This window comes from Dickeya chrysanthemi NCPPB 402 (assembly GCF_000406105.1).
Taxonomy (GTDB): Bacteria; Pseudomonadota; Gammaproteobacteria; order Enterobacterales; family Enterobacteriaceae; genus Dickeya; species Dickeya chrysanthemi.
This window is the reverse complement of record NZ_CM001974.1, coordinates 4,383,167-4,395,744: the sequence shown is the minus strand read 5'-3', so window position 1 is coordinate 4,395,744 and position 12,578 is coordinate 4,383,167. Positions and strand designations below refer to the sequence as shown.

At 56.7% G+C, this 12,578-nt stretch carries 11 protein-coding genes; 5 read left to right on the top strand and 6 right to left on the bottom strand.

Annotation, left to right across the window (positions count from 1 at the left end):
• Window positions 1-381: 381 nt before the first annotated feature.
• The 3 genes from DCH402_RS19470 to DCH402_RS19460 are packed head-to-tail and all read left to right on the top strand — an operon-like array spanning window position 382 to window position 3,817.
• Entirely contained in the window at window positions 382-1,506 is a 1,125-nt protein-coding gene (locus DCH402_RS19470) for a glycosyltransferase family 4 protein (RefSeq protein WP_040002947.1), read from the top strand.
• Window positions 1,503-2,609, top strand: a complete 1,107-nt coding sequence (locus tag DCH402_RS19465; RefSeq protein ID WP_040002945.1) for a glycosyltransferase family 9 protein — start codon at window positions 1,503-1,505, stop codon at window positions 2,607-2,609. The genes DCH402_RS19470 and DCH402_RS19465 overlap by 4 nt, the downstream gene beginning before the upstream one ends.
• A complete protein-coding gene (locus tag DCH402_RS19460) occupies window positions 2,609-3,817 on the top strand; it encodes an O-antigen ligase family protein (RefSeq protein ID WP_040002944.1) in 1,209 nt (402 codons plus the stop codon). The genes DCH402_RS19465 and DCH402_RS19460 overlap by 1 nt, the downstream gene beginning before the upstream one ends.
• A 79-nt stretch (window positions 3,818-3,896) precedes the next feature.
• Here the strand turns inward: DCH402_RS19460 and DCH402_RS19455 are convergent, their stop codons facing one another.
• From DCH402_RS19455 to rfaD, 5 genes are read right to left on the bottom strand one after another with little or no spacing between them, the layout of a single operon-like run.
• Window positions 3,897-5,015, bottom strand: a complete 1,119-nt coding sequence (locus tag DCH402_RS19455) for a glycosyltransferase family 4 protein (protein WP_040002943.1) — start codon at window positions 5,013-5,015, stop codon at window positions 3,897-3,899.
• Window positions 5,012-6,097 carry a putative lipopolysaccharide heptosyltransferase III gene (rfaQ, locus tag DCH402_RS19450; RefSeq protein ID WP_040002941.1) on the bottom strand — a complete coding sequence of 362 codons (1,086 nt, stop codon included), beginning with the start codon at window positions 6,095-6,097 and terminating at the stop codon, window positions 5,012-5,014. Before rfaQ ends, DCH402_RS19455 begins: the two co-directional genes overlap by 4 nt.
• A gap of 11 nt (window positions 6,098-6,108) precedes the next feature.
• The gene (gene rfaC, locus DCH402_RS19445) at window positions 6,109-7,080 is read right to left on the bottom strand and encodes a lipopolysaccharide heptosyltransferase RfaC (protein ID WP_040002940.1); all 972 of its coding nucleotides are present in this window, start codon (window positions 7,078-7,080) and stop codon (window positions 6,109-6,111) included.
• Window positions 7,077-8,129 (bottom strand): ADP-heptose--LPS heptosyltransferase RfaF, encoded by a 1,053-nt coding sequence (gene rfaF / locus DCH402_RS19440; protein ID WP_040002938.1) that lies wholly within the window; start codon window positions 8,127-8,129, stop codon window positions 7,077-7,079. The genes rfaC and rfaF overlap by 4 nt, the downstream gene beginning before the upstream one ends.
• 30 nt (window positions 8,130-8,159) lie before the next feature.
• Window positions 8,160-9,092, bottom strand: coding sequence for an ADP-glyceromanno-heptose 6-epimerase (rfaD, locus tag DCH402_RS19435; protein WP_033576495.1), 933 nt, complete (start codon window positions 9,090-9,092; stop codon window positions 8,160-8,162).
• Between the two features lie 287 nt (window positions 9,093-9,379).
• Here rfaD and DCH402_RS19430 point away from each other — a divergent pair, with 287 nt between their 5' ends.
• Together DCH402_RS19430 and tdh are read left to right on the top strand one after the other, a co-directional pair.
• The gene (locus tag DCH402_RS19430; RefSeq protein ID WP_040002936.1) at window positions 9,380-10,576 is read left to right on the top strand and encodes a glycine C-acetyltransferase; all 1,197 of its coding nucleotides are present in this window, start codon (window positions 9,380-9,382) and stop codon (window positions 10,574-10,576) included.
• A 10-nt stretch (window positions 10,577-10,586) separates the two neighbouring features.
• Window positions 10,587-11,612 (top strand): L-threonine 3-dehydrogenase, encoded by a 1,026-nt coding sequence (tdh, locus tag DCH402_RS19425; RefSeq protein ID WP_040002934.1) that lies wholly within the window; start codon window positions 10,587-10,589, stop codon window positions 11,610-11,612.
• Between the two features lie 36 nt (window positions 11,613-11,648).
• On the opposite strand, the gene DCH402_RS19420 is transcribed toward tdh, so the two are convergent.
• The gene (locus tag DCH402_RS19420) at window positions 11,649-12,578 is read right to left on the bottom strand and encodes a divergent polysaccharide deacetylase family protein (protein WP_040002933.1); all 930 of its coding nucleotides are present in this window, start codon (window positions 12,576-12,578) and stop codon (window positions 11,649-11,651) included.

Here is a 12,578-nt window from a genome sequence, read left to right as displayed (position 1 = left end):
TTAGAAAATATATTTATTCATTGATATATCCGCCATATTTCAAGTTGCAGGCGTGTTGGCTGCGAGCTTTCACCCGAATCACTGGCCTGAGTCAGCTTATCGGGATGAAATAAGAGACATCCTGTCTCTCAACGGAGGCCAGCCGTTGGCTGATCAAATTCGTTCCCAACGAATTTGTCACTCTCTTGCCGCGTGATAAGGCTCAATGAGCCTTGTCCTGACGGGCCAACGCGTTGCGTTGTTTAAAACGCAACGCGTTTTGTCCTGCAACTCGGATTATTTAGGGTATATAAAGAATGCATTTTGTACAGGATTCTTCGTCATCCTTCATGTATTATAGGCGGTTTATGATTTAAGGCTTATCTGATATAGGTATAAAAGATGTTAGACACATCTTTAAATATATTACATACCGAGTCCTCTTGTGGTTGGGGCGGGCAGGAAATTCGTATTCTTACGGAATCTCAGGGAATGATGAAGCGTGGCCACAAGGTCACTATTCTGTGTTGTCCTCACTCGACTATTTATCGTGAAGCACAGGCGCGCGGCATTGCCGTTGTGGGGCTGCCGATTGAGAAAAAACGGTTGTCGTCGCTGATGGCGTTGATGGGGTGGTTGCGTCAGCACGGTTGCGCGTTCGATGTCGTCAATACGCACAGTTCCACCGATGCCTGGCTGGTGGCGGTCGCCGGCGTGATGTTGGGAAAACGTGTACCGCAGATGGTGCGTACCCGCCATGTTTCCACCGATATTAACCGATCGTTGACCACCCGCTGGCTATATATGACTGCTACCCGTCACATCGCCACCACCGGTGAACGGCTGCGTCAGCAACTGCACCGGGATAACCGTTACCCGTTGTCGCACATGACCTCGGTGCCGACCGGCATCGACTTGAGTTTTTATCGTCAGTCTGCGCGGCAGACGGCCCGACAAACCATCGGTATTCCGAGCCGACCGACGCTGGGGATTCTGGCGACCATGCGTTCCTGGAAAGGGCATACCTACCTGCTGGAAGCCTGGCAGACATTGACGAAGGATTTTCCCGACTGGCAGTTGCTGATGGTCGGCGATGGGCCGCAGCGTCAGGCACTGGAACAACAGGTCGCGGCGACGGGGCTGGCGGATGGCGTGATTTTTCTGGGCAACCGTGACGACGTTCCGGACTGCCTGAACAGTATGGATCTGTTTGTTCTGCCGTCTTATGGCAATGAAGGCGTACCGCAAAGCATCATGCAGGCGATGGCTTGCGGCTTGCCGGTCGTGTCGACCAATGTCGGCGCCATTGACGAGGCGGTGGTCAATGAACAGACCGGTTATCTGATAGCGCCGAAAAACACTGCTTTGCTTGAGCAAAAACTGCGGCAACTGATGGGTGATGATGTATTGCGCGCCCGGTTTAGCGAGGCGGCGCTGAAGCGGGCCTCTGAACAGTTCGGCGCGGATATCATGCTTGATAAAATGACGACGATTTTCCGCAACAGCCTGCGGTCTACCCGTTCATGAGCAAATTTGCTGCCCGGTTGAAGATTTTCCCCCGCGGCTTGTTGCAGTTGCTGAAAAAGCCCTGGCGCCGTGCGCCGGCGGAGGTCAACCGTATTCTGGTCGCCCACAATCTGTTGTTGGGCGATACCGTAATGTTGACGCCGTTGCTGGCTAAACTGCGTCGCAATTATCCACGTGCAGAGATTGTGCTGCTGTGCAAGCCGGCGTTTGTCGAGGTCTATCGCCTCAATCCGTATGGCGTAGTGCCGATGCCTTATCAGCCGTCGTCGGCGGCGTCGGTCTCGGCTATCGTGAGCAGCGGGCCTTATGATCTGGCGCTGATTCCAGGCGACAATCGCTACAGCTGGCTGGCGCTGGCTGCAGGCAGCCGTTGGATTATTGCGCATTGCCCCGCGTTGCATAACGCCAAAAGCTGGCCGGTCAATGAATATCATGACTATCCCGCTGAACCGATGGCGTGGGGCGATGCCATGGCGACGTTAACGCACGGCGAGTTGCCTGAGCCTTTGCGTTGGTCGGCGCCGGCCTGCGATTTCACGCCGCCGACGTCGCCTGTTGTCGTGCTGCATGTCGGCGCCAGCAACCCGGTGCGTTTCTGGCCGCCGGAGCAGTGGCTGGCGCTGGCAGACTGGTTGACGACACAGGGTTATACTCCGGTCTGGAGCGGCGGCGGCAACGAACGCCATATCGTTGATGCGATCGATCCGCAACGGCGTTATCGCAGTTTTGCCGGTGAGTTGTCGTTATCCCAATTGCTGACGCTGTTGGCGGGGGCGAAAGCGCTAATCTGCGCTGATACCGGCGTGGCGCATTTGGCGAAATGGGTAAATACCCCGACGATGACGCTGTATGGTCCCGGTAACCCCGTCGCGTTTGGTCCCGGCCGTTTCTGGCAAAATAATCCGATTATCAATATCGGTTTTCACCCGATCTCCTGTCGTGATCAGCACACTTTGTTTGGGCGCGAACTTGCCTGGCTTGAACGGTGCAATCGGACTGAGACTCGCTGCCTGCAGTTTTGTGATGGGCAGTCAGCGTGTATGCAGCACATTACCCTTCCTGAAATTCAGTCGGCTTTTATCCATTTGTTGAGAAAGATTTAATGACAACGCAATTATCGTTTAGTACCAGACATACCGATAATCATGGCCTGTATTTTTTTAGTGCGCTGGCTATTTTCGTTAATCCTCTGGTTGAAGCACCCAAGAATATCGCTATGGCGCTGTTGTTGCTGTGTGTGATCGTTCAGGCAGTCATGAATAAAAAAGCGCGTCAGTGGTCAGGATGGGATCTGTTTTTCGCCCTTTACATGCTTTCGTTTTTAGTCGGGTTGCCGTTTTCCGCCTATCACACCGATTTAAGTGCACTGACGGATGTGGCTCGTTATACCTTGTTCGGCTGGGTTGTCTATCGCGCCGGTTTCAGTGAAAAGCAGAAAATCGGCCTGGTGTTTTGGGCTACGTTTGGGACGTTTGTCGGCCTGGTTTATGGCGCGTGGGAGCACTTTTACCTCGGCAGAGAGACGTACTGGACGCTCAACTCGGTGGGGCATGTGAATCACGCCGCCATCTACAATGCGATTATTTGCGGGATGGCGCTCGCGGTTCTCTTCAGCTACTGGTGGCTTTTGAGTGTCGCTAGCCGGTTGATGTGGATTGCCATGCTGGCGTTGTCTCTGGTTTATGTCGCGTTTGGCGAGAGCCGCGCGACCTTCGGTGCGATTTTGGTGGTGATGCTGATTCTGGGCGTCGGCTTTGCCAGAAAAAGCAAAAAATTCCTGCTGCTGCCGGCATTTTTTATCGCCGGGTTAATTGCGGTCGCTGTTCTCAGTAATGCACGGGTGGTGGTAAAGCAGGAGCAAAATGCTTCAGATAATAATGTGCTGAGCTACCGCGACACTATTTGGCTATCAGCTTTTGATGTTGTGAAACAACATCCGCTATTCGGTGTCGGTAAAGAGAATTTCGAGAAAATCGATATCAATAAATGGCAAGACAAGCCGTTATTCACACACGTTTCTCACGCCCATAATATATTTATCAACGTGCTAACGGAAAATGGCATTTGGGGAGCATTCTGGGTGTTTGGCCTGTTTGGCGCGATGGGTGTGACGCTGATACGCTATTTACCTAAGAAACATGCGTTGCCGGTTTCCTGGTTATCGTGGGGGGCGGCGTGTTCCGCACTGGTGGTGACGCTGGTGGTCGGGTTGGTTAATACCACATTCCATCACGAGCATGCCAACCTGAGTATGCTCTGTTTTGCGTTGTGGCTCAGCCAATATCGTTACGATCGTCAGCGCTTTATCTAGCTCCGGCAACCGGGTTATGAGCCGCGTCCGCCCATAACCCGGCTTTAACAATGCACAGCGGGGCAATCAAATCATCGCGTTAAATCAACTGCTCATAGAGACTGAGCATGTTGTCACTCAAAAAGCGCAGGTCGTAGCGTTCTACTTTTGCCCTGGCCTGCTCGCCAAATCCGGCGAATCCCGTTTCGCAGGCCTGCCTGACCGACTGACGCAACCCATCGTAGTCCAACGCATCGCAGACAAACCCGTTCACTCCTGACTGGATAAACTCTTTGCCGCCGCACTGCTGCGAGGTAATCACACCCAGCCCGCTGGCCATGGCTTCCAGCACCACGTTGGGGAACGGATCATACAGTGTTGGCAGCAACAGCATGTCCGCTGCGCCATAATAAGGGCGGGTGTCCGGCTGCATACCGACGAAATGCACCCGGTCGGCGACGCCAAGCCGCCGGGCCAACCGCTGGTAACGACGGCTGTGTTTATCTTTCCCCACCACGATCAGGTGCGGATGTTGGGGAACGCCGCTGATGGCGTGGATAGCGCCTGCTAACCCTTTACGCTCGAAGCCGGAACCGACGAACAGCATGACTGGCGTATCATTTGCCAGCCCCAGTTGCTGACGTAGGGCGTAACGATGCGCCGCACGCAGGTCGGGGGTAAATGTACTGGTATTGACCCCGTTATAAATCAGATGAATTTTATCGGCGGGTACGCCGAAGTAGTGGCGAATTTCATCAGCGACCATTTGCGAGTTGCAGATAACGGCTTTCAGCGAGGGATGCCGGTACATCGCCTGTTCCTGAGCCATGACGTAACGATGAAAACCGGACCACCATAACAGCCGCCGTTGCAACGGGTTGAGAATCCGTGAGCGTTGGGTCAGCCAAGCCTGATGAACCCCATCGCCGGCGCGATAAATATGGCAGCCTGGGATTCGTTCGTGGCTTTGCACCAGGTCGAAACCGGCGAAGTGTTGTTGAGCGGCCTGAGCAAAAGCGCTTTCACGCTGGATACGGCCGGTAATGCGAGGATTACAGATAATAACATTGCGGTCGGCCTGCTCAGCGCCTTCCCAGCTACGGGTGATGACGCTGACATCCAGCGAACGGTGATTGCTGAGCGCATCCAGCGCCCTGGACACGAAGCGCTCCGCGCCACCGTCAGGACGGTATTTTTGCCGCACGATCGCCAGTTTCATCCCTGCGCCTCCAGCAGAGCGGAGTCGACAGCCAGTAATACCTGCTGGACGCTGATTTGCTGCAGGCAGTCGCTGATTTTACTGCCGCCGCAACCGTCTTTACCACAGGGTCGGCAGGGGTGACGGTCAGAGACGATAACCCGGTTGACGGTCATCCACGGCGACCATTCGGTCTCTCCGCTAGGGCCGAACAACGCCACCACGGGCGTTTGCATCGCAGAGGCGATATGCATCGGCACCGAATCTACCCCCAGCAACAGTTGTGCTTTACCGATCAGGCTCGACAGTTGTTTCAGCGTCAACTGACCGGCCAGATCCAGCACGGGGCGGGTCAGTTGCGATTTGATATCGGCAATCATCGCCATCTCGCTTTCCGCCGGCGAGGCGCTAAGTACGATGGTGTAACCGCGTTCGCTCAGGGTATTGATGGCTTGGGCCATGGCGCTGCTTTTCCAACATTTGAACAGCCAGCGTGATGTTGGATGTACCACGATAAAGGGTTGCCCTTGCCATTGCTGTGCCCGCAGTTTCTGGTCTACCGCCTGATCGGCGTCATCACCGGCGACCAGTTGTAACCGGCGCTCTTCCAGCTCCGGCTGGATCCCTAATACCCGCAGGGTATCCAGATGGGATTCAACGGTATGGCGGCGTGAGATACGCGGTACGCGATACTGAAAGGTTTTTTTCCAGAATGACAGTTTATCGCGTGCGCTGTTGCGAAAGGTCACGCCGAGCGGGATACCCGCGAGACGCGCTATCCATAAACCGCGCATACTCTCGGTGAGATGAATGATGGCATCATAGCGTTGTGCCCGCAGCGTCTTCAGCAATGCCCACTCTTTTGCCAGATGACCGAACACCCCGAGTTTTTTCCATTTCTTGTCGACGGTATAAAGATGGTCAATCGCGGGGTGCAACGACAGCATTTCCGCCGTATCGGCAAACACCAGTGCGTCGATTTGGGCGTCCGGGTAACGCTGGCGCAGAATGGAAAACAGCGGCGACGTCAACAATACGTCGCCATGATGGCGGAACTTGGTTATCAGAATTCGCCGGAGTTCAACCTTGCGCGGTGAGGTCACAGTAAACCGCCTTATTCAGTCAATAGAGAAGCACAGTGCTGCCACACATCGGCGGCATGGAGGTCGGCCAAATTGCGGCTACCTGCCGGGCGGCAGACCTGCTGATTTTGGCCATAGCCGCCAATCAACCCCGGATCGGTTGGGCCATAGAGCGTCATGTTGGGGCGGTCCAGCGCGGCGGCAAGGTGGCTGAGCCCGGTATCCACCGAGACCACGGCGCGAGCGCCGGCCAGCACACCCGCGACCTGTTCCAGGGTAAGCCTGGGTAGCACATCCACATGAGAAAAACCGGCTGCCAGCCGCTGCGCTCGCTGGTGCTCGTGTTCTGCGCCCCAGGGGAGTTTGATGCGCAGGCCACGAGGTTCAGCCAGTGCGATCAACTCGCGCCAGTGCGCCTCCGGCCAGTGTTTTTCATCTCGCGTGGTGGCATGCAGAAAGACCAGATACGGCTGACTGTCGGCAGGTTGTGCCGACGAAAAACGGGCTGCTATCGCATAATCGCCTTGTTCCGCCGGTTTACGGTAGTTCAGGCTGACGGAGAACAGCTCCCGTATACGCTCTACCGCGTGTTGTTGTCTGGCGATCGGGTGGCGATACTGGTAAAACCAACTGGCCAAGGGTTCGCGGGCGCTTTTCCAGTCCAGGCCGTGCTTGTTGCCTAATGCCAGGCGTGTCACCAGCAGCGCGCTTTTCAGCAGCCCTTGCGCGTCGATAACCGCATCATAGCGTTTTTCCCGTAGCTGTTTTTTAAACGCCGCCCGCTCTGCACGGGTTTCACGGCTGAACCAGCTTTTGCGCCAGCGACGAATAGCCACCGGTATGACGCGGTCAACCGCCGGATGCCAACTGGGGATCTGGGCAAACCCTTCTTCTACTACCCAATCAAACTGGATGCCGTGAATCACCTGCATGGCGTCGGTCAGGGCGGGCAAGGTGTGCAGCACATCGCCCATCGACGACGTTTTGACAATCAACACCCTCATGCGGGTTCCCCTTTGGCGGGCAAATAGCGTGACAGGGCGTCCAACACCTGTTGCGGCTGAATATCGATAAGGCTCTGGTGATACCCCTGCTCGGCATCGCCCTTGCGTACCCGGTGATAACCGGTGATAAGCCGGATGACTTCGGCCTGCTGAGCCAGCGGTGGGGTAAAGTCCGGGCTGCTGGGGCCGTAGAGCGCCACCAACGGGCGATTGAGTGCCGCCGCCACATGCATCAACCCGGAGTCGTTACTGACAACCGCCTGACACGCGGCGATCAGCACGACGGCCTGATCCAGCGTGGTTTGCCCGGCCAGATTGAGACAATGCTCTTTCGCTTCATCGCTCAAGGTCTGTCGTATATCTTCCCCTGCCTGATGGTCGTTTTTCGAGCCGAACAACACCACCTGATAGCCTTGTTCAACCAGCGATTGCGCCAGTGCGCCGTAGTGGTAATGCGGCCAGCGTTTAGCCGGGCCAAACTCGGCGCCGGGGCAGAAACCGATAATCGACCGGGTATCGGTGAGATTAAACGCGGCGGCGATATCGGCGATTTCCGCGTCCTTTACCGTAAGCTGCGGCCACAGTAACGGCTGGGGCAAATCAGCCGAGGTCCGGATACGTTGTTGGTCATACGCCAGCGCCACATAACGCTGCACCATCAACGGGAACGCCGGCTTGTCTAGTACGCGGAGGTCATTCAGCAAACCGTAACGCATTTCACCGCGCCAGCCGGTGCGGTGCGGTATGTTGGCAAAGAAGGGGACCAATGCCGATTTGAAGGAGTTGGGCAGCACATAAGCGCGATCGTATTGCTGCTCACGCAGTGATATGCCCAGTCGCCGCCGCTCGCCGAGCGCCAACATGCCGTGGCCGAGCGGCATGGGCAATGCCTGACGTATTTCGGGCATACGTGCCAGCAACGGACGACACCAGGCCGGCGCCATCACGTCAATAATGGCGTCCGGGTGTTCGGCCTTCAGGGTACGGTAAAGGCTGTGCGACATCATCATATCGCCCACCCAGGAAGGACCGATAACCAGAATTTTCATACCGTTCGAGTTTCCTTAGGGCAAAGCAAATCAGGCTTTGCGGTTCAGCCAGGCCAGATAGTCGGCTACCCCTTCAGCTACGGTTTTGAACGGTTTGTCGTAACCGGCGGCGCGCAGATTGGTCAGGTCTGCCTGCGTGTAGGCCTGATAACGACCTTTCAGTTTTTCCGGGAAAGGGATGTATTCCACGCTGTCTTTGTGGTGCCAGGCCAGCACCGCATCTGCCACCGCCTGGAAGGATTCGGCACGGCCGGTGCCGCAGTTGAAGATGCCGGAAACATTATGCTGCCAGAACCACAAATTGACGGCGGCCACATCACCGACATAAATGAAGTCGCGTTTGAAATTTTCGCTGCCGGCGAACAATTTCGGGTTTTCACCCTGATTGATCTGATTGTTCAGGTGGAACGCGACGCTTGCCATGCTGCCTTTGTGGCCTTCGCGCGGCCCGTAGACGTTAAAGTAGCGGAAGCCGCAAATCTGGGAGTCGGCCTGCGGCAGGATCTCGCGTACATACTGGTCAAACAGGAATTTGGAGTAACCATAGACGTTCAGCGGCTGCTCGTAGCGGCGGTCTTCCACAAAGTTATCGGTGCGCCCGCCGTAGGTGGCGGCGGAAGAGGCATACAGGAACGGGATGCCGCGTTCCAGACAGTAGTGCAGCACCTCTTTGGAGTACTGATAGTTGTTATCCATCATGTATTTGCCATCCCACTCGGTGGTGGATGAGCAAGCGCCTTCATGGAAAATAGCATCGATATCGCCCAGGTCGTCACCGGCTACGATGCTAGCGATGAAATCTTCCTTATCCATGTAGTCGGCGATGTCCAGATCGACCAGATTGACGAACTTGGTGCCATCCTTCAGGTTGTCGACCACCAGAATATCCCGGTATCCGTCATCATTCAGCGCCTTTACGATGTTGCTGCCGATGAAGCCGGCGCCGCCAGTTACGATAATCATGGGAGTTACCTTGCTAAACGTGCTGGTGGGGCACCGTGCCCCACACCTGATGAGCGCTATCATAGCATTTCGGCGCATCACCGACATCCCGCGCTGCTTTTCCCAGCGTTTTCTTGCCAACCGCTTCGCATTTCCGGCGTGACTGTTGTGTATTTTGTGGTTAATCCGCCAGTCCTGCCCGCGTTTCTCCACTACCTTTACCTGCATGAGCGTTACCCCAATAAGACCTGCCGCCACCCGGTGGCAATGCCTGTGACGGACAAACGGACAAAAAGGAGATCCGCACCATGCCTGAGGTGTTCTATCAGCAACTGACTGCTCAGCTTGCTTCACTACATGACGACGGGCTGTTTAAGAACGAGCGGCCGATCACCACGGCGCAGCAAGCGCAAATTCGCGTTGAAGGTGACGGCGAGCTGCTCAATTTCTGCGCCAACAATTATCTGGGGCTGGCCAACCATCCGGCATTGATTGAGGCGGCCAAAGCCGGGCTGGATAGCCACGGTTTTGGTATGGCGTCGGTGCGCTTTATCTGCGGTACGCAGGATATTCACCAGACGCTGGAACGTCAGTTGGCGACGTTTCTCGGCACAGAGGACGCCATTCTTTACTCCTCCTGTTTTGATGCCAACGGCGGGCTGTTTGAAACGCTGATGGGAGAAGAGGACGCGGTTATATCGGATGCGCTCAATCATGCGTCGATCATCGACGGTATTCGTCTGTCGAAGGCGCGTCGTTATCGTTACGGCAATAATGATATGCGTCAGTTGGAAGCCAGGCTGAAGCAAGCCCGGGCGGAGGGTGCGCGCAATCTGATGATCGCCACCGACGGCGTGTTTTCGATGGATGGCGTGATTGCCGATCTGCAAGGTATTTGCGATTTAGCCGAGCGCTACGACGCGCTGGTGATGGTGGACGATTCCCATGCCGTGGGGGTTGTCGGTGAGAATGGTCGCGGTACTCACGAATACTGCCAGGTGATGGGACGTGTCGACATTATTACCGGTACGCTGGGTAAGGCGCTGGGCGGTGCCTCCGGCGGTTATATCGCCGCACGGCGTGACGTCGTGGCGTGGTTGCGCCAGCGTTCGCGGCCGTATCTGTTTTCCAATTCGTTGGCGCCGTCGATTGTCAGCGCATCCCTCAAGGTATTGGAGCTGCTGAGCGACGGCCAGGATTTACGTCGGCGCTTGTGGCGGAACGCCGTCCTGTTTCGCCGGCGGATGACCGAAGCGGGCTTTACGCTCGCCGGTGCGGATCACGCCATTATTCCGGTGATGCTGGGTGATGCCCGACTGGCGCAGGCATTTGCGGCTGAGTTACGGCAGGAAGGGATTTATGTCACCGGGTTTTTCTATCCGGTCGTGCCGCATGGGCAGGCACGCATTCGTACCCAGATGTCGGCGGCGCATACGACGGCGCAGATTGAACAGGCCGTGGCGGCGTTTGTGCGTGTGGGTCGCCGCCTGAACGTGGTGAAGTGAGGACCGGATGATGAAAGCATTGGCGAAACTGCGCCCGGAACCGGGCATCTGGCTGACAGACGTACCAGTACCGGCGCCGGGTCACAATGATGTGATGATCAAGATTCACAAGACTGCGATTTGCGGCACCGATGTGCATATTTACCACTGGGATGCGTGGTCGCAGAAAACCATTCCGGTGCCGATGGTGGTCGGGCATGAGTATGTCGGTGAAATCGTCGCGATTGGGCAGGAAGTGGAAGGGTTCAGGATCGGTGACCGGGTGTCGGGGGAAGGGCATATTACCTGCGGTTATTGCCGGAATTGTCGTGCCGGGCGTCGCCACCTGTGCCGCAATACCTCCGGCGTCGGCGTGAACCGGCCGGGGGCGTTCGCCGAATATCTGGTGATCCCGGCGTATAACGCTTTCCGCCTTCCGGCGGCGATCCCGGATGAGATTGCCGCCATCTTCGATCCATTCGGCAATGCGGTGCATACCGCGCTGGCGTTTGATCTGGTCGGGGAGGATGTGCTGGTGAGCGGTGCCGGGCCCATCGGCGTGATGGCGGCGGCGGTGTGCCGTCATGTCGGCGCTCGCCACGTAGTCATTACCGATGTTAACGATTACCGGCTGGCGCTGGCGAAACGGATGGGGGTAACCCGTGCGGTGAATGTATCGCGGGAATCATTAACCGATGTGATGCGAGCGCTGGGGATGACCGAAGGGTTTGATGTCGGGCTGGAGATGTCCGGTTCGCCGGTCGCCTTCCGCTCGTTACTATCGGTGATGAACCACGGCGGCCGTATCGCCATGCTGGGGATTCAACCGGAAGCGGTGGCGGTAGACTGGAGCGATATCATTTTCAAAGGGTTGGTGATTAAAGGCATCTACGGTCGTGAAATGTTCGAAACCTGGTACAAAATGGCAGCGTTGATCCAATCAGGTTTGGACCTGTCGCCCATCATCACCCACCGCTATGCGATTGCCGATTTTCAACAAGGCTTTGATGTGATGCGCTCCGGCCAGTCTGGCAAAGTGATATTAAGCTGGGAGTAAAGCGCCGCCCGCCAAGTGGGACAGCGGCGCGTTTTGTTATCCTAGCCAGGTCTGCCAGTGCTGTTTCAGGTAGCTGACGGCGGGGCTGGTCGCCAGATTATGTCCAAGTTGTCGCCACAGCTCAGGCTGAGAGATTGCCGGCAGAGGCTGTTTGACGGCGCAGACCTGAATAGGGCGCAGGCGCTTCGGTGCCGGGGCGACCGGTTGCGAGGCCAGGTACGTCGGCACCGGTTGGTAGCGTGGCTCCGGTTCGTTCAGCAACTGGCTGGGGCGAACCAACACGATATCGGCCGGTAGCGTCGGCAACATCTGTTGCAATACCTGAATCGTGGCCGGGTGCGGATGGCCGATGGCGATGGCGTACCCGCTGCGCTGCGCGATGTCCACGGCCCGGCTGAACTGTCGCCGGATATCGGCGACGTTTTGGGTGTCATCCAGAAAGACTTTGCGTTTGAGCACCTTGATACCGGTGCCCGCCGCCGCCCGGCTGGCCTGGCTGCTGCCGATGGTCATACTGTCGAGAAAATAGAGCCGGTAGGCGGTCATCGCCTGCATCACCTTTTGCATCCCCGGCAAGCTGGCGGTCATCGCGCTGCCCATGTGGTTGTTCAGCCCTACGGCATAAGGCACCTTGTTGACGGCATCACGCAGGATGCGCGCAATCTCTTCGCTGCTCATGTCGGGGCGCAGCGTATCGCGCTCCAGCGGTTGTTTGCTCATGGGCGCCATTGGCAGGTGAATCAGCACTTCCCGGCCCTGGGCATGGGCTTTCGTCGCCATTTCGCGGGCGTACGGCGCATTAGGCAGAACGGCTACGGAAATGGCGGCAGGCATCGCCAGCACCTGATTTTCGTTATGCGGGCGGTAGCCGAAATCATCGATCACCAACGCCAGTTTGCCTGCCCACACGGGAAGCGCCAGCAATACGCCAGTGAAAGTCAACAGACGAGGGAGTAATGGACGCAC